The following is a 16,695-nucleotide window of genomic DNA, read 5'->3' as shown; positions in this document are numbered from 1 at the left end:
CGCCTGAGTCAGGGTGCCGTGGCGGATGGGATGTCACGGCAGCTTTCCTGGCGCACACCAATGTCTATGACCAGTTGAGGATCTTCGGCATCCTTCGCCGGTTTGCCGTTGCTGGTGGCCTTGAGCAGCTCCGCCGCCCTCTCGATGTCCTGGCAGGCCCTGATCTGCTCGCCCCTGAGGGTGTGGATCACGAAGCGGTCGCTGAGGGGACGGGCCTCAAGCGGGAAAGTGTTCACCACCTTGTCGCAGCGCTCCAGCGCCTCATCCAGCTGATCCACCTTGACCTCATCGAGGCACTCGTCCTGGCGCAGCCGTGGAGAGTCCGTGGTCGGGGGCACCGCCGCCGCACAACCGCCCAGGGCCAGGGTCAGTGCCAGAGCGGTGCACCAGAGGGACGGATGGGGTTCCGCTCGAAGTGAATCAGTAGGAATAGCGGTCACGGCGTGTGGTTCCGCCGCCGCTGGGGATGGCAACAGGGCCAGTGCTGCCGCTTGCGGGGATGTCGGTTCTGAGCGGCGTGGGCTTTTCACTGCCGTAGAGGGCTCCGAGGAAGCGGCCGCAGTCGGGGAAGGCATCGGGGGACTTGACCACGGCCTCGGTGATCATCACGGCGGCATGTTCAGGAGAGGTTTTGAACAGACTGGCGCTCTGGCGTTTGATCAGGGCGTAGGCGGCGCTCCAGCTCACCTCGTGGTCATTTCCGGCCTTGCGCATGAAGCAATACACCTCGGCGCCCTTGTTGGCTGGATTGCTGGGGTCCGGCTGGCTGACCTGGGCCAGCAGCGCAGGCTGGCTCAGCAAGGGCAGCGGGTTGGCCAGAAGCACCAGGGAGGGCACCAGGATCAGCCGCCGCAGGCCCCAGTTCGGCCTCCGGCCTCTCTTAGGTACCGTTGCAGTCGGGCAGGGGCAGAGGAGACGGGAGAGCATTGAATCGGTGCGTGGAGCCAGGCATCGGGCACCAACGTATCGGTCGACTCCGAACTGTCGAGGGGCCGGCCCTTGGGCTCGTCAACTGGAGGAATGACCAGCTGTGAATGAGAGCACCAACCTGATCACCATCGGCAGCACCAGCAGCACCGTGATCAGCCGGACCGCGTGCAGGGCCGCAACGGCGGCACCGACACCGAATTCAGCGCCTACCAGGCTCATGCCGCTGATGCCGCCAGGGGCGGCCCCCAGCAGGGTGATGATCGGATCGACACCCAGCAGCCGGCTGCTCCAGAGGCCCACCACCAGGCCTGTAGCCACCAGGGTGACGGTGATCAGGATCGCCGGCCGCCACAGGTTCCGCAGTTCCGTCAGCGCTGCGCTGGTGAGGCCGGTGCCGATCACGGTGCCGATCGCGATCTCCAGGCCCGTGCGGGTCCCAGGTGGCCAGTGGGCTGCATCCCAGCGCCCGCTCATGCTCACCAGGCCCGCGCCGAGCAGGGCGCCCGCCAGGGGCGCCGCTGGAATTCCCGTCCGCAGGGCGAGCAAGCCACCACCCAGACCGGCCAGGAGGTAGATCGCAAGAGTGGCCAGGCTGGACATGCCCGCAGGAGACGCCAGGACGACTCAGTCTGGGAGATGGCTTGAGCGTTGGGCTGTTGTGTGTTGTGATCGGCCTTATTGGCTCGATGGCCATGGCCCCTGAATCGGTGTCGTTCCGCATCACCCGCACGGCCGAAGATCTCGCCCAGACGGTGGCGGCCTTGTCGCACCGGCTGGTGCATCTGGAGCAACGGCTTGGCCTGCTGGAGATGGCGCTGGAGGACGACCAGCAGCCGCAGTCCGATCAACTCCAGGCGCTCTCCAATGTGGAGGTGCTGCTGCGGGACTGCCGCCAGCTGCTTGAGACCTCAGCCCCTATGTCGGCACCGGTGGCGCTCAAGCCTGATCTGCCGCAGGAGCTGGATATGGCCGCCTGAGCCAAATTCCTGGCAATTGGTACCACTCAAGCTGGCGGTAGCCTGGCCCTGAGTGGCAGAATGAAAAGAAAAACAACCATGGCCAGCGCCTATCCGGCCTGCCCCCTGCCCCGTAACGGGGGGGCGATGGCACCCCAGCCTTCCATCCACCGTCCTGGCTACATCGAAGGTGGCCACCAGCTTGAGAAGCTGGAATTCGCCCTTGCGATCGCCATCAGCCGTGGTGACATCACTCGGGCCGACCAGCTGCGCTTACAGATCGATGCCCTCGGTGATCTGGGTGAAGAGCCAGGCACCTGATCACCCGAGATCGCCCCAACCTGTTTGCAGTCCTCTCCCTTTTAAGTCAACTTCTCGATCAACCGTTAACGTGGTGGAAGATTGATTTGTCGTTGTGCTTGCGGTTCAAACGCGATCTTCGATCGCCATGTCACAGGGATCAGAGCAACGAAGCCAGTTTCTCAGGGATGCGGCCAATCATGAATCCCATGCGGAAGCTGCTGCCCTGCGTGGTGATCTTGTCGAAGCGGCCCAGGCTGTACTGAAGTCTCTTGATTGCGAGCGACGTGCCGGCAGCATCGGACCTCAGATTCTCCAGGTGATCAAGCCCAGATCCTGAGAGGGTGGAGCTGGCGAATTTCCTTTTTGCTCAAGCGGGTGACCGGGCTCGAACCGGCGACGTTCAGCTTGGGAAGCTTCTCGATTGATTAGCCGAACTGCTTGCGCCTCCGTGAGTCTCATAAGCCCTCAGGCTTGGATGTGAGAAGGTCTGTGAGAAGGTTTCGTTCAGGCGCCTGCCATCGATAGCTGATCTGCAAGCAGCACGTAGCCCATGGCCCGATAGCCCCGCAGCCGTCGCTCCCACATCCGTTGCGTGATCGGATGGCCGAGATCAAGCCAATCGATGATGCGCACGCTTGACTTGCCGCTCTGTTGTCTATGCAGGCGGCCGGCGTATTGCTGCAGTGTGCCTTTCCAGGACACGGGCATCGCCAGCAGTAGAGCGTTGAGTGGCGGATGGTCGAATCCTTCTCCCACCAGACTGCCTGTGGCCAGCACGATGCGGGGTTCGTTCAGAGGCAACGCCTCCAGCGCGGCAAGGGTGGTGCTGCGCTTGCGTGCGCTCAGCCGCCCATGCAAAAGGAACAGGTTTGGTACCTCCCCAGCCAGAGCGGCGGCGATCGTCGTGATGTGATCGGTGCGCTCGCTCAGGAGCAACAGATTGCGGCCGTCACCCCAGCAGGCGAGAGCCTCGTCCACGATCCGCTCGGTGCGGCGTGGGTCCTCCGCTAATCGGCGCATCAGCTCTTGGATCGGCAGATCGGTTGGCAGCCCCTTGAGCTGATGGGTGCGGCTCACCAGCTCCAGGATCTGGGGCGCTCCGGCAGGCCGCTGGGCGGTGTGGCGAATGGGGCCGCACTGCATGAACAGGATCGGCTGCAGACCGTCGCGGCGCACCAGGGTGGCCGACAGCCCCAGCACGTAGCGGGCCTTCACCTGGCGCAGGATGGCCTCAAAGGACGCCGCCGCGATGTGGTGGCATTCGTCGACAATCATCTGCCCGTAGGTCTGCACCAAGGGATTCACCTCGCCCTTGCGCGCCAGCGACTGCATCACGGCGATGTCGAGCTGGCCGGTGGGCCTGTTCTTGCCGCCACCGATGCAACCGATCGCCTCGGGTAGGACGTCCAGGAAGGTTTGGAGCCGCTCCTGCCACTGGCGCATCAGCTCGGCGCGATGCACCAGCACCAGGGTGTTCACGCCCCGCCGAGCCAGGATCGCCGCTGCGACCACTGTTTTTCCAAAGGCCGTCGGTGCCTGCAACACGCCGATGTCATGGCGCAGCATCGCCTCCACGGCGGTCTCCTGGTCAGCGCGCAGCCGGCCTGTGAACGACAGCTCCAGCGGTGAGCCGTTCTGGCGCTCATCCACAAGTTCCCAGCCGATTCCCTGCTCCTGCAGAAGGGTCAACGCCGGCTCCCGGCAGCCCCGCGGCAGGGCGAGGTGCTGGTGAAAGTTCTCGGCGCAGCCGATCACCCGCGGTTTGTCCCATACCGACAGGCGCATCGCCTGGGCTTTGTAAAAGGCCGGGTTGGCGAAGGCGGCGAGGCGAATCAGGCGATTGAGCAGTGGCTGCGGCAGGCCCGAGCGCTCCACATAGAGGCGATCAGCCAGGGTGAGCGTGATGGAAGTGGGCAGCGGTCCCCTGAGCCGCGATAGCGGCACCGCTGACTTCCATGGAGTCGCCAGGTCCTCCTCGTCGATGAACGCCAGATCGAGGGGATGGGCACCGCCGGTGGCACTCTGGATCAAGGTCTGTAGCCCGGCCACCGACAGCCGCTGCTGGGTTGCCAGATAGGCCCACTGATCGGGATAGGGGTGCAGGTCGTCATTCACGAACATGCTGCAACCCCGCTGCCGGGCATCCTTTTGCAGCGGCAGGGCGATCAGGTTGCCGAAGCCGCCTTTCGGCAGGGTGTCCTGGTTGGGGAACAGCCGGTCGTAGGAGCTCAACTGCAGCTGACGCGTGGCGTTGCAGGTGTGGCTGATCAGGGCCGCCCCCAGCTGGCGAGCCTCCCGCGCCGATACGGCCTCCTCAAAGAACACCCACACGTGAGCACCTTCCCCAGAGCGGGAGATCTCCAGCGCTGCCGGCACCGCCAGCTCCCGGCACGAGCGCAGAAAGGCCCGGGCATCGTCACGCCAGTCCTGCTCGTCAAAGTCGACGGCCAGCAGGTGGCAATGGTCGTTCTCCAGCAGGGGGTAGAGGCCGATGGTGTGGTCTCCGGCCAGATGGCCGTAGATCGCTGCATCGCTGAGGGGCAGCAGCTCGCGGTGGTTGCAGTCGCGGCAGGAGATCCGTGGCTTCTCGCAGATGCCTGGGCGCCACTCATTGGCGCAGGCCGGTGCATAGCCTGAGCGCCCGCTGCTGTTGCTCTGCCAGCGCAGGGCGTAGACGTCGTCACGGCCTCGAAAGAGATGCCGGAAGAGTGCCACCTTCTCCTGCACCGAAACAGGGCCATTGGCATGGGGCTGGACCGAAACCGGTGGAGGTTCAGTTGAGCCAGGTCCGCTGGAGCGCCAGGCGACGCCGTGGGCTTCCAGCAGCGCAATCAGTCGGGCGTTCTCCCGTCGCAGTTGATCCAGCTCAGAGGACCTGAAGTGGGCCATGGGGTGGGGCCTCAGCGCTGGTCAGCCTGGCGGTAGACAGCATTGCGTTCCCGCTTGCCCACCGCCACAACCAGCACCAATACCTCGCGATCCTGCACCTCGTAGACCAGACGGAAACCGGCGGAGCGGAGCTTGATCTTGTAGCGATCACTGGAGCCCCGCAGCTTGCTGGCGGGAATTCGCGGGACAACCAGCCGCTCAGCGAGCTTCTTTTTGAATTGCGCGCGAATCACCTCGGTCAGCTGCCGCCATTCCCGAAGGGCTTCCGGGTGAAATGCCAGTTCAAAGGGCATCGAGGCTGACCCGCACTGGCTCCTGGCCGTCTGCCAGTCGGGCATCGGCAAGGCGTCCCAGCTCCAGGTCGTCCACCAGATCCATCAGTTCTTCGTAGGCCCTGGCCGGCACGCAGTAGAAGGCCGGCTCGTTGCGGTTCAGCACCGCCACGGCCATCCCCTCTCCGGCTGCCACGGTGGCCATGGGGTTTTTCTTGTGTTCCGAGATGCTCACGGCGGTCTCGGTGAGGACGCGGTGGACCATCTGGGGGACAGGAGAGCAATGTACCTCACTCTAGGTCTCCAGCCAGGTCTCTGGACAGGTCGCTAGACAGGTCTGGATCGGCTGGGTGGCGCCCGGCTGGTCTCCAGCACTGTTGGAAACCGTCCTGGGGAATTGTTTCCCTGTTATTGCAGAGTCAGGCGATCGGTCGTTGATGCTGAAGCGGCTTGCCCTGATCACCTCCGGACATGATGTTGGGCCGAATTCAGTTGGCAACCTCCGCCCAGCCGTGATTGCGGACGATCCACTGCTGGACGACCCATGAGTTCACCCCGCGCAGATGAATGCCTGTCTAATCAATGGCGCATTCGTGAGAGAAGCTCTGTGAGAAGGTCGATGCCACTCCTTGGCACTGCCAGTCATTGCCAGGCTCCGACTGGCGCACTGCCAGCTGATGGGAGAGAGCCCCCATGCTTGATCTTCGGTGATTTTCAGTCCTGGACTAAAGCGGGTGACCGGATTCGAACCGGCGACGTTCAGCTTGGGAAGCTGACATTCTACCACTGAATTACACCCGCATTTTTTCACCCTAGCAAATGGACTGCTGGGGTTTTGCCCAGCAGTCCGTCTGTCCGTCAGATCGTCAGTTCCCGGGCTGCAGCGGCCAGACCCGCCCCCACCGGCTGACGGGTGGCGCCCAGCTCCTGCAGGGTCGCTTCGATGGCGGCCACCACGGTGAGCACGTCGCGATCGCAGACGAAGCCCAGGTGGCCGATGCGAAACACCTTGCCCTTGAGGTGATCCTGGCCGCCTGCCAGCAGGATGTCGTAACGCTCCTTGATCCTCTTGCGCAGGACCTCGGCGTCGAGACCCTCTGGGGCTACCGCCGTGATCGCCGGGCTGCCATGGCCTTCAGCGGCGTAAAGGGGCAGGCCGATGGCGCGCATGGCCGCCTGGGTGGCCCGCTGCAGCCGGGCATGGCGGGCGAAAATGGCGTCCAGTCCTTCCTGCTCCATCATTCCCAGGGCGGCTTCCAGGGCGTAATAGAGCGTCACCGGAGGGGTGAAGGGATTGCTGTCGGCGGCGGCTGATTTCCGGTACTTGCCCAGATCCAGGTAGAACTTGGGCAGATCGGATCGCTTGTGCGCCTCCCAGGCCCGCTCGCTCATCGCCACAAAGGCCAGGCCCGGCGGCATCATGTATCCCTTCTGGGAGCCGGAGCCCACCACATCCAGGCCCCAGGCCTCCACCGGCACCGGGCAGGCTCCCAGGCTGGTAACGCAGTCAGCCACCACCAGTGCCTGGCCATGGGCATGGACATGCCGGGCGATCGTCTCGAGGTCGTTGATCACCCCAGTGGAGGTTTCCGAATGGGTGAGGATCACCGCGCGAATCGTCTTCTCGCTGTCGGCTTCGAGGGCCAGGCGGAAGGCCTCGGGATCCAGGGGCTGGCCCCAGTCGGCGCGGATCACCTCCACTTCCAGGCCGTAGGCCCTGGCCACCTTCACCCAGCGCTCGCCGAACTTGCCGTTGTCCCCGCAGAGAACCTTGTCGCCCCGGCTCAACACGTTGATGATGCCGGCCTCCATCGCGGCGGTGCCGCTGCCGGTGAGGGCCAGCACATCACCGCTCGTCTGGTGCAGCCACTTGAGCTGCGCCGTGGTGTGCTTCACGATCGCCTGGAATTCACCGCTGCGATGGCCGATCGGGTGGCGGCTCATGGCCAGCAGGACGGTCTCCGGCACTGGCGTTGGGCCGGGGATCATCAGGGTGAGCTTGTCCTGCATGGGGGGCGCTGGGGGGACGGGCGCGGCGGCCCAATCCATCACCTTAAAAAACCAAGGTCCCCCCACCCCGGCACAGCTCTCTGACCAACACCGCAGCCATGCCCGTGCCGACGACCAATGTGAAGCCCTTCACCCTGCCGGTCTGGGTGGCGGCCGCCGCCCGCGCGGCTCTGGAGGCGCTGCTGGAGGCCGAGGGCCTTGCGTTCGCAGCTGCTGCGCTAAGGGGCTCCGGGGAGGCCCAGCCGCTGGAGCTGCTGGAGCCGCCCGGCGTCGAGCTGGTGCCGGTGGAGGCTGCCGCTGCCCTCGGCCATGGCCAGGCCCTGGGCATGGCCCGCTGCGATCCGGGCGATGGCCTGGATCTCACCCGGGGCTTGTTGGTGTGGGTGCAGGCGAGCTGGTGGGATCCGGCGCAGGATGAAGAGCCATCCCAGCGCTTGCTCCTGGAGGCGGGGGAGGGGTTGGGGGTGCGCGCCGGCAGCCGGGATCTGTGCCTCTCCTCCTATGCCCGTCGGCTGCTGGAGGTCAACCTTCTGCCCCTGCTGCCAGCCGGCCGCGGCCTGCGCCTCCAGCTGGTCTTCCCCAGGGGGCGGGAGCTGGCAGGTCGCACCAGTAACGAAGCCTTCGGTGTGGTGGATGGTCTGGCCCTGATCGGCACCCAGGCCGTGGTGCAGCGCAGCGCCGCCCCTGATCGGCTCGATGAGTGCCTGGAGACCTTGCGCCAGTGGCCGCACTCGCCCCATCCCGGCGATCTCGTGCTGGTGATTGGCGAGAACGGGCTTGATCTGGCGCCCCGACTCGGTCTGCCTGCTGACCTGTTGCTCAAGGCCGGCAACTGGCTGGGGCCATTGATCGTGGCGGCGGCCGAAGCCGGAGTCGAGCGGCTGTTGCTCTTCGGCTATCACGGCAAGCTGATCAAGCTGGCGGGCGGGATCTTCCACACCCACCACCACCTCGCCGATGGTCGCGCCGAAGTGCTCACGGCCCTGGCGGCCCTCGAGGGGATGGGCGGCCCTGAGCTGGAGCGGCTGTTTGCGGCGCCCACGGTGGAGGCGGCTCTGGCGCGATTGCAGGAGCTTGATGCGCCGCTGGCGGGCAGGATCGAGGCGCGGCTGGCCCTGGCGATCGAGACCCGCAGCCAGGCTTACCTGGCTCGCTACGGCCGTTTCACCACCAGGATCGGAGCGGCGCTCTTCGATCGGCAACGGCAGCTGCGGGTGACGGGCCCCTGCGGAGCGGAGCTGCTGGAGGCTTTCAGGCACGACTTAGGGTGAGCCCAAAAGGCCCGGCAGGCCGTCATTCGGTCGTTATGTCCCACCCGTCCCCCTCGACCGAGCAGCCTGAGAGCTCACGCCAGCCGGCGATCGTCATCCTCGATTTCGGCTCCCAGTACTCCGAGTTGATTGCCCGTCGGGTGCGGGAAACAGAGGTGTATTCCCTGGTGTTGGGTTATGCCACCAGCGTGGAGGAGATCAGGCGCCTTGCCCCGAAGGGAATCATCCTCAGCGGCGGTCCCAGCTCGGTCTACGAGGAGGGGGCGCCCCTGTGCGATCCCGCCATCTGGAGCCTGGGGATCCCGGTGCTGGGGGTTTGCTATGGCATGCAGCTGATGGTGCAGCAGCTCGGTGGCCAGGTGGAGGCTGCCGGCCGGGGCGAGTACGGCAAGGCGCCCCTGTACGTGGATGACCCGATCGATCTGCTCACCAACGTGGAGCAAGGCTCGACGATGTGGATGAGCCACGGGGATTCGGTGCAGGCCCTGCCGCCTGGCTTCAGTCGCCTGGCTCATACCGACAACACGCCGGAAGCGGCGGTGGCTGATCACCAGCGGCGTCTGTACGGGGTGCAGTTCCACCCTGAAGTGGTGCATTCCCGCGGCGGAATGGCGATGATTCGCAACTTCGTTTATCACATCTGTGGCTGTGAACCTGATTGGACAACAGCGGCCTTCATTGATGAAGCGCTTGCCGATGTGCGGGAGCGGGTGGGGGACAAGCGGGTGCTGTTGGCGCTTTCGGGCGGGGTCGATTCCTCCACGCTGGCCTTCCTTTTGCACCGGGCCATTGGAGATCAGCTCACCTGCATGTTCATCGATCAGGGTTTCATGCGCAAGGGGGAACCGGAGTTCCTCACCGAGTTCTTCGACACCCAGTTTCATATTCGCGTTGAATACATCAACGCCCGTGATCGCTTTATTGCCAAGCTCGACGGCATCACCGATCCGGAGCGGAAGCGCAAGATCATCGGCGCTGAATTCATTCGTGTGTTCGAGGAGGAAAGCAAGCGGCTTGGGCCTTTCGATTATCTCGCCCAGGGCACTCTCTACCCCGATGTGATCGAATCGGCCGGCACCAATCTTGACCCCAAGACCGGCGAACGGGTCGCCGTGAAGATCAAAAGCCACCACAACGTTGGCGGGCTGCCCAAGGATCTGCAGTTCAAGCTGGTGGAGCCCCTGCGGCGCCTGTTCAAGGACGAGGTTCGCAAGGTGGGCCGCAGCCTCGGCCTGCCCGAGGAGATCGTGCGCCGCCATCCTTTCCCCGGGCCAGGCCTGGCGATCCGCATCCTCGGGGAGGTCAGCGCCGAGAAGCTCAATATCCTGCGCGACGCCGATCTGGTGGTGCGGGAAGAAGTCCAGGCGGCTGGGCTGTATCACGAGATCTGGCAGGCCTTTGCGGTGCTGCTGCCGGTGCGCAGCGTCGGTGTGATGGGCGACAAGCGCACCTATGCCTATCCGATCGTGCTGCGGTGCGTCTCCAGCGAAGACGGCATGACCGCCGACTGGTCCCGCCTGCCCTACGACCTGCTTGAGCGGATCTCCAACCGGATCGTCAATGAAGTGAAGGGGGTGAACCGAGTGGTGCTCGACATCACCAGCAAGCCCCCCGGCACGATCGAGTGGGAATAGGCCTGACCTTGGGCAGCAGTTTGAGTGTTGGCCGGGCGCTGGCCTCTCCGGTCGGCGTTCGATACCATCGGCTCCCAGCCTGTTTCCCTTGACCGCCGTCACCCAGCAGGATCCCCAGGTGCAGCGCCGCCTGCAGCAGGACAGCATCCTGCTGGGTGGAAAAACCATCTACCTCAATCCCTTTCTCTACTGGCGTCGCTTCGATGCCAACACCGACCGCTGGCTGCGGGAACCCGGTCAGCTGCCGGAGGAGCAGATTCAGGCCAACCGTGGCCGTTTCTATCCGGAAGTGCACTGGGAGGAACTCAGTGACGGTGAATGCCAGATCAAGGATGGCGCTGTGGAGATGTTCATCAAGAGCCTGGAGCTGATCAACACCTTCCATCCCGATCTCAGCGCCGGACATCTGCTGGAGGTGGAGCGCAAGATGGCGGTCACCAAGAAGCGGGCTTTCGAGCGCTGGGTTGAGAAATCGCTGCAGCGTCGCCATAAGCTGGAGCAGCGGGAACGGCGTCGGTTTGATCGTGAGCGTGCCCTGCGCGGCTGGGGCGAATGGTTCAGGCTTGACATGACCCGCCAGGCCCTGCTGCCTTTCACCGCCGCCGTCGCTCTGGCCGTTGTCGGCGGGTGGTGGCTGGGATCGCGCGAGTTCTGCCGAGCCGTGATTCTCGAGCCCGGGATCCAGCGCACCCCCTGAACCCGCTGACGCTCTCCTGGGAGTCAGACTGGGCGAACGGTCCGATGGTGCTTGCCAGCGGCGTTTGCTTCAGGAGTCCTGCCATGGCTGCCGATCCGTTTGATGCCCTGCGGCTCACCCTGATGGAAGACCTGCTTCCGGTGGGCATAGCTGTGGTCGATCGGGCCCGTCGGGGTGGACCTCGCCAGGTGGTGGAGGCTTTCACCGCCACGGATGATCCGCTGGCTCAGCTGCGTCAGGAGGGGGATGCGGCCGCCAAGGCCGTGCGCGCGAGTCTCGACCAGGTGCAACCAGGGCTGGGCAACCCCGTGGTGAAGGTGGAGGTGCGCGACGTGCCCGCCGACTCCCCCACTGATCTGAGCGTTCCGCCACCACCCTCACCCGGAGGGCCTGAGGAGCGGCGGGCATTGCAGGAGACTCTCTCGCGCATCTCCGGTTGCCTGGAGGAACTCGAGCGTCGCCTCGGGGCCTGAGGCAATGGCCACTGGATTCCAGCCCGGTTCACATCGGCAGTCGGGGATGAGCCATCAGCCGGCCTGGTTGCTGGCGGTGGTGCTGCTGGCGGCCTCGGCGATGGGGGCCCGCCTGGCCTGGCTGCAGCTGGCCCAAGGTGCTGAAAACCGCCTGCGGGCTGACCAGAACCGCATCCGCCTGGTGCCCCGTCACCCCGTCCGCGGTCGCCTGCTCGATCGCCATGGGGAGGTGCTGGCCACCAGCCGCCTCACCTACAACCTCTATCTGCAGCCTCGGCTGGTGCCGAAGGAACGCTGGCCGGCCCTGCGCGAGAAGCTGGCGACGCTGCTGGCGCTGCCGGTGAATCAGCTGGAGCAGAACCACAAGGAGGGGCTCCAGGGTGATGGCTATCGGATCGAGCTGGCCAGTTCTCTGAGCAGCGTTCAGGTGTTGCGCTTCCGGGAGCAGGCGGCCAATCTCGATGGCGCCGAGGTGGACGTCGACTACCTGCGCGCGTACCCCGGTGGCCCCCTGGCCGCCCACGTGCTGGGCTACACCAGTGGCATCACCGAGGAGGAATACGCCCGCCTGGCCGACAAGGGCTATCGAGTCCAGGATCGCATCGGGCGCACCGGGCTTGAGCAGGTCTACGAATCCCACCTGCGGGGCGAGTGGGGCGGCCAGCAACTGGAGGTGAATGCCGCAGGGCAGGTTCAGCGAGTGCTGGGCGACAAGCAGGCCCGCGCTGGCAAGGACCTGCGCCTGACCCTGGACCTGGAGCTGCAGCGCACCGCCGAGAAGGCCCTTGATGGGGTGGCCAAAGGGGCGATCGTGGCCATGGATCCCCGCACCGGCGCCATCCGCGCCATGGCGAGTCGCCCCAACTTTGATCCCAACATCTTCTCCACAGGCCCCACCACGGCCCAGTGGAACCACCTCAACCGCCCGCAGGCGCCCATGCTCAACCGGGCGATGCGGGCTTTTCCCCCCGCCAGCACCTTCAAGCTGATCAGTGTGATCGCCGGCCTCGAATCAGGCCGCTATGGCCCCACCTCCACCATTCCCACCTCTGGGTCCTTCTGCTACGACGGCCAGTGCTATGCCGACCACGGCAGCTTCGGCAGCATCGGTTTTCCCTTCGCCCTGGCGGTGAGCAGCAACAGCTTCTTCTACAGGTTGGGCCTGAAGGTGGGATCCGAGGAGCTGTTCAAGGCGGCGCGCCGCCTTGGCTACGGCAGCTACACCGGCATTGAGCTGCGGGATGAGGAGAGTCCGGGGCTGCTGGGGGACAAGGCCTGGAAGAAGAAGGTGCTGGGGGAGCCCTGGACCTCGGTCGACACGATCACCTCCTCGATCGGTCAGGGGGCGGTTTCGGTGACGCCGCTGCAGATGGCCCGCCTCTATGCGGCTGTGGCCAATGGCGGTTGGCTGGTCACGCCCCACCTGGTGGAGCGGGACACCCCCCGGACCTGGATCGGCCTCAAGCCCACCACCCTCCAGGTGCTGCGCCAGGGTCTACGCGAGGTGGTCACCAACGGCACGGCCACCATGCTCAACGATCCCAGGCTGCCAGCCGTGGCCGGCAAGACCGGCACGGCCGAAGACCCGCCGCGGCCAGATCATGCCTGGTTCGGCGGCTACGCCCCGGCTGACAAGCCCGATCTGGTGATCATTGCCTTCGGCGAGAACAGCGGTGGCTACGGCGGCACCATTGCCGTGCCGATGGTGAAGGCCCTGCTGGCCACCTGGTTCAAGCCTGTTCAGGCCGCCAGCTGAAGCTTGGCACCGGCCACATCGCGATAGAAGCAGCGCAGCTGGGCGGTGGCTCCGGCCCAGCCCCAGCGCTCGGCCTCATGGCGGGCCGCCTGCCGCAGCTGCTCGCGACGCTCGGGACTGGCCAGCAGCCGCAGGGTGGCGGCGGTGAGCGAGGCGTCGTCGTCGGGGTCGTACAGGCAGCCGTTGACCCCATCGGTGACGATGTCGGGGATGCCGCCCCGATTGGCGCCTACCACCGGGCAGCCCGCCGCCATCGCCTCCAGCAGCACAAGCCCCAGGGTTTCGGTGCTGGAAGGGAAGAGGAACGCATCGGCACTGGCATAGGCGCCGGCCAGCTCCTCGCCGCCCAGATAGCCCACGAAGGTGGTGGCGGTTCCCTCGAAGACCTTCTCCAGCTGGGCCCGGTGCGGACCGTCTCCCACCAGAGCCAGCCGCGCCTGGGGCAGGGCGTCGAGCACGGGCCGGATCCGCTCGATCTGCTTCTCGGCCGATAGCCGACCCACGTAGAGCAGCAGGCTGTCGCTCTCGGGGTGGTGGCCCATCAGGCGCCGCCGCATGGCGATCGAGCGCAGCTCGGGCCGGAACATCTCGGTGTCGACGCCACGCTGCCAGAGGGCGGTGTGCTGGATGCCCCGCTGGCTCAGCTCCTCCACCATCACCGAGGAAGTGCAGAGATTGAGCACCGCCTGGTTGTGGGCGGCCTTGAGCAGTTCCCAGAGCAAGGGCTCGAACACGCCCATGCCGTAGTGCTCGAGGTACTTGGGCAGGTGGGTGTGATAGCTGGCGACCAGGGGGATCTGGCGGGTTCGCGCCATCCAGATGCCCCCCAGGCCCAGCACCGCCGGATTGACCACATGCACCACATCCGGCTGGAACGCCTCCAGGGCCTCAGCCACGGCCGGACGGGGCAGGGCGAGCTTCAGCTCCGGGTAAAGCGGCAGGGGCAGGGCCGGTACGCCGATCACCCGGGCTCCCATGAACAGAGAGGGGGCGCCCTCCGGGCAGAACAGCAGCACCTCATCTCCGGCGCGCACCAGATGTTCCACGGTCTTGGTGAGACGCGTGACGATGCCGTCGACCTTGGGGAGAAAGGTTTCGGTGAACAGTGCGATCTTCACGGGCGCTGCCGTTTGGGCATGGTCCTCAGCTCAGACGACGGCCTTGAGGGCCGCCGCCTGGGTGGTGGTCCAGGAGGACACGCAGGGGATGCGGGAGCGGTCGCAGCGGTCGGCCCAGCGCCTGGCCACGTCGACCACTTCGCTCAGCAGGCCGTCCTCGAGGGTGGTGGGCTTGAGGCCCAGCTCGATCAGGCAGCGGTTGTCGACGATCAGATCATTCTCGATCGCCTCCTTGCGCGGGTTGGGCAGGTGGCTCACCTGGGCACCGGTTACGGCCGCCACCTTCTCAGCCAGATCCTTGACCTTGTGGCTCTCGGTCATCTGGTTGTAGATCCGCACCTTTTCCCCGGAGGCGGGGGGGTGGTCGATCGCCAGCTCCACGCACTTGACCGAATCACGGATGTGGATGAAGGCGCGGGTCTGGCCGCCTGTGCCGTGCACGGTGAGGGGATAGCCGATCGCGGCCTGCATCAGGAAGCGGTTGAGAACCGTGCCGTAATCGCCGTCGTAGTCGAAGCGGTTCACCAGGCGGGGGTCCCGGTCAGTGAGATCGGTGTTGGTGCCCCAGACGATGCCCTGGTGCAGGTCGGTGACACGGATGCCGTCGTTCTTGTTGTAGTAGTAAAAGAGCAACTGATCCAGCGTCTTGGTCATGTGATAGACGCTGCCAGGATCCGTGGGGTGCAGGATCTTCTCCCGGAAGCGGCTGCCGTCGGCCTGGGGTACTTCCACCGTGAGATAGCCCTCGGGGATCGTGGCGCCCCGATGGGAGCCATAGCCATAGACACCCATGGTGCCCAGGTGCACGATGTGGATGTCGAGGCCACTTTCAACGATGGCGCAGAGCAGGTTGTGGGTGCCGTTGACGTTGTTGTCGACCGTGTAGCGCTTGGTGGTGCTCGACTTCATCGAGTAGGGCGCTGCCCGCTGCTCGGCGAAATGGACCACGGCCTCCGGGCGCTCACTGCGCAGCAGCTCCAGAAGCAGGTGGTAATCCTGAGCGATGTCGAGGTGCACGAAGCGGATGGCGCGGCCGCCCGTGTCCTTCCAGGCACGCAGACGGTCGTGAACGGTGGCGATCGGGGTCAGGGATTCCACCCCCAGATCCACGTCGATCTTGCGCCGGCTGAGGTTGTCGACCATGACCACGTCGTGGCCGGCCTGGGCCATGTTCACGCAGCAGGGCCAGCCGCAGAAGCCGTCGCCGCCGAGAACGAGAACCTTCACGTCTGAACTCCTGCTGAACGAGCCGATGCTCCTGGGGGCAAGCTACTACAGGCGTTCCGCCCCCCCCCAGCAGGCGGCCGGGATCCAGGAGCTCAGCTGATCGCCACTGCCACCGCCAGCATCAGCAGCACCAGCATCACTCCTCCCAGCAGCAGCAAAATGGTCGATCGGCTGCGCCCTGTCCCCGTCTCGATCACCTTCATGCGGGGCTCCCTGGCGAAGGCATTGAGTTTGCCGCCGTCTTCCTCGGTGACCGACATGGCTGGGGGCGCAGGGGATGCGGCAAGTTACCCAGCGCAGGCCGGCTTGGCTCAGCCCTGAGAAGGACTGTTACGGGACCTAGGCCTGAGCGGCCGTGCCGATCCGGCCCTGCTGCGGTGAGCTGGCGCTGGCCTCGGAACGCATCGGCAGCCGCCCGGCCAGGTAAGCGCTGCGGCCCGCCTCGGTGGCCATGGCCATGGCTCGGGCCATGGCCGCCGGATCGCCCGCCATCGCGATGGCGCTGTTGATCAGCAGGGCGTCCGCTCCCATCTCCATCGCCTGGGCCGCTTCGCTGGGAACACCGATGCCGGCGTCCACCACCACAGGAACCCGGGCGCTCTCAATGATCAGGGCGATGTTGGCGGCGTTGCGGATCCCCTGGCCAGAGCCGATCGGAGAGCCCAGCGGCATCACCGTGGCGCAACCGGCCTCCTCCAACCGCCGCGCCAACATCGGATCGGCATTGATGTATGGGAGCACCACGAAGCCCTCCCGCACCAGGGCTTCAGCGGCATGGAGGGTGCCGATCGGATCCGGCAGCAGGTGGCGGCTGTCCGGAATCACCTCCAGCTTCACGAAGTTGTTGTCCTCCTGGCCGGCCAGGCGCGCCAGCTCCCGTCCGAGCCGCGCCACTCGCACCGCTTCCTCGGCGGTGGCGCATCCGGCGGTGTTGGGGAGCATCCAGTGGCGGCTCCAGTCGATCGCCTCGATCAGGCCCTCATGCCCAGCGGCCAGCGACTGCACCCGGCGCACCGCCACGGTGACGATCTCGCAGGAGCTGGCCGCCAGGCTGGCTTTCATCGCCGCCAGGCTCGGATACTTGCCGGTACCGGTCATCAGACGGCTGCGGAAGGGCCGTCCCGCGATCACCAGGCTGTCGCTGTCCATCGGGATGTCG

General features: G+C 65.7%; 18 protein-coding genes and 1 tRNA gene. 7 read left to right on the top strand and 12 right to left on the bottom strand.

Going from position 1 to position 16,695, the window contains the following annotated elements; genetic code table 11:
* Positions 1-8 precede the first annotated feature (8 nt).
* The 3 genes from CJZ82_RS05920 to CJZ82_RS05910 form a co-directional block, all read right to left on the bottom strand.
* Positions 9-440 (bottom strand): hypothetical protein, encoded by a 432-nt coding sequence (locus CJZ82_RS05920; protein WP_143593545.1) that lies wholly within the window; start codon positions 438-440, stop codon positions 9-11.
* Positions 421-837: a DUF6554 family protein gene (locus tag CJZ82_RS05915; protein ID WP_094554884.1), complete on the bottom strand. Its 417-nt coding sequence runs from the start codon at positions 835-837 to the stop codon at positions 421-423. The genes CJZ82_RS05920 and CJZ82_RS05915 overlap by 20 nt, the downstream gene beginning before the upstream one ends.
* Positions 838-1,008: 171 nt before the next feature.
* Positions 1,009-1,530 carry an AbrB family transcriptional regulator gene (locus CJZ82_RS05910; RefSeq protein ID WP_094554883.1) on the bottom strand — a complete coding sequence of 174 codons (522 nt, stop codon included), beginning with the start codon at positions 1,528-1,530 and terminating at the stop codon, positions 1,009-1,011.
* 86 nt (positions 1,531-1,616) lie between these two features.
* Between CJZ82_RS05910 and CJZ82_RS05905 the strand changes: the two genes are divergently transcribed.
* Together CJZ82_RS05905 and CJZ82_RS05900 are read left to right on the top strand one after the other, a co-directional pair.
* The gene (locus CJZ82_RS05905) at positions 1,617-1,907 is read left to right on the top strand and encodes a hypothetical protein (protein WP_233130077.1); all 291 of its coding nucleotides are present in this window, start codon (positions 1,617-1,619) and stop codon (positions 1,905-1,907) included.
* Between the two features lie 78 nt (positions 1,908-1,985).
* Entirely contained in the window at positions 1,986-2,207 is a 222-nt protein-coding gene (locus CJZ82_RS05900; RefSeq protein WP_094554882.1) for a hypothetical protein, read from the top strand.
* 486 nt (positions 2,208-2,693) lie between these two features.
* Here the strand turns inward: CJZ82_RS05900 and CJZ82_RS05890 are convergent, their stop codons facing one another.
* The 5 genes from CJZ82_RS05890 to CJZ82_RS05870 form a co-directional block, all read right to left on the bottom strand.
* On the bottom strand, positions 2,694-5,078 hold the full coding sequence (locus CJZ82_RS05890; protein WP_094554880.1) for a DEAD/DEAH box helicase family protein: 2,385 nt from the start codon (positions 5,076-5,078) through the stop codon (positions 2,694-2,696).
* 11 nt (positions 5,079-5,089) lie between these two features.
* Complete coding sequence (locus CJZ82_RS05885; protein ID WP_094554879.1) at positions 5,090-5,371, bottom strand: type II toxin-antitoxin system RelE/ParE family toxin; 282 nt, start codon at positions 5,369-5,371, stop codon at positions 5,090-5,092.
* On the bottom strand, positions 5,361-5,615 hold the full coding sequence (locus tag CJZ82_RS05880) for a type II toxin-antitoxin system Phd/YefM family antitoxin (RefSeq protein WP_094554878.1): 255 nt from the start codon (positions 5,613-5,615) through the stop codon (positions 5,361-5,363). The genes CJZ82_RS05885 and CJZ82_RS05880 overlap by 11 nt, the downstream gene beginning before the upstream one ends.
* Positions 5,616-6,079: 464 nt before the next feature.
* A tRNA-Gly gene (locus tag CJZ82_RS05875) sits at positions 6,080-6,151 on the bottom strand.
* 57 nt (positions 6,152-6,208) lie between these two features.
* The gene (locus CJZ82_RS05870) at positions 6,209-7,360 is read right to left on the bottom strand and encodes an alanine--glyoxylate aminotransferase family protein (protein WP_094554877.1); all 1,152 of its coding nucleotides are present in this window, start codon (positions 7,358-7,360) and stop codon (positions 6,209-6,211) included.
* Positions 7,361-7,458: 98 nt separating this feature from the next.
* Here CJZ82_RS05870 and cbiD point away from each other — a divergent pair, with 98 nt between their 5' ends.
* The 5 genes from cbiD (at position 7,459) to mrdA (ending at position 13,191) form a co-directional block, all read left to right on the top strand.
* A complete protein-coding gene (cbiD, locus tag CJZ82_RS05865) occupies positions 7,459-8,631 on the top strand; it encodes a cobalt-precorrin-5B (C(1))-methyltransferase CbiD (RefSeq protein ID WP_094554876.1) in 1,173 nt (390 codons plus the stop codon).
* 35 nt (positions 8,632-8,666) lie between these two features.
* Complete coding sequence (guaA, locus tag CJZ82_RS05860; protein WP_094554875.1) at positions 8,667-10,265, top strand: glutamine-hydrolyzing GMP synthase; 1,599 nt, start codon at positions 8,667-8,669, stop codon at positions 10,263-10,265.
* Between the two features lie 88 nt (positions 10,266-10,353).
* Positions 10,354-10,962, top strand: a complete 609-nt coding sequence (locus CJZ82_RS05855) for a hypothetical protein (RefSeq protein WP_094554874.1) — start codon at positions 10,354-10,356, stop codon at positions 10,960-10,962.
* Positions 10,963-11,045: 83 nt separating this feature from the next.
* A complete protein-coding gene (locus CJZ82_RS05850; RefSeq protein WP_094554873.1) occupies positions 11,046-11,435 on the top strand; it encodes a hypothetical protein in 390 nt (129 codons plus the stop codon).
* A 4-nt stretch (positions 11,436-11,439) separates the two neighbouring features.
* Entirely contained in the window at positions 11,440-13,191 is a 1,752-nt protein-coding gene (mrdA, locus tag CJZ82_RS05845) for a penicillin-binding protein 2 (protein ID WP_094554872.1), read from the top strand.
* Here mrdA and CJZ82_RS05840 read toward each other — a convergent pair.
* The 4 genes from CJZ82_RS05840 to CJZ82_RS05825 all read right to left on the bottom strand — a co-directional run bounded on the left by CJZ82_RS05840 (position 13,176) and on the right by CJZ82_RS05825 (position 16,685).
* Positions 13,176-14,309 carry a glycosyltransferase family 1 protein gene (locus tag CJZ82_RS05840; protein ID WP_094554871.1) on the bottom strand — a complete coding sequence of 378 codons (1,134 nt, stop codon included), beginning with the start codon at positions 14,307-14,309 and terminating at the stop codon, positions 13,176-13,178. The genes mrdA and CJZ82_RS05840 overlap by 16 nt on opposite strands.
* A gap of 30 nt (positions 14,310-14,339) precedes the next feature.
* Positions 14,340-15,536, bottom strand: a complete 1,197-nt coding sequence (locus CJZ82_RS05835) for an NAD-dependent epimerase/dehydratase family protein (RefSeq protein WP_094554870.1) — start codon at positions 15,534-15,536, stop codon at positions 14,340-14,342.
* A gap of 92 nt (positions 15,537-15,628) precedes the next feature.
* Positions 15,629-15,796, bottom strand: a complete 168-nt coding sequence (psb34, locus tag CJZ82_RS05830; protein WP_094554869.1) for a photosystem II assembly protein Psb34 — start codon at positions 15,794-15,796, stop codon at positions 15,629-15,631.
* Positions 15,797-15,875: 79 nt separating this feature from the next.
* Entirely contained in the window at positions 15,876-16,685 is an 810-nt protein-coding gene (locus CJZ82_RS05825; RefSeq protein WP_094554868.1) for a thiazole synthase, read from the bottom strand.
* Positions 16,686-16,695 lie beyond the last annotated feature (10 nt).

This window comes from Synechococcus sp. 1G10, from assembly GCF_002252625.1.
Classification (GTDB): Bacteria; Cyanobacteriota; Cyanobacteriia; order PCC-6307; family Cyanobiaceae; genus Regnicoccus_A.
The sequence above is the reverse complement of the archived record's forward strand: the minus strand, read 5'-3'. Positions and strand labels throughout refer to the sequence as shown.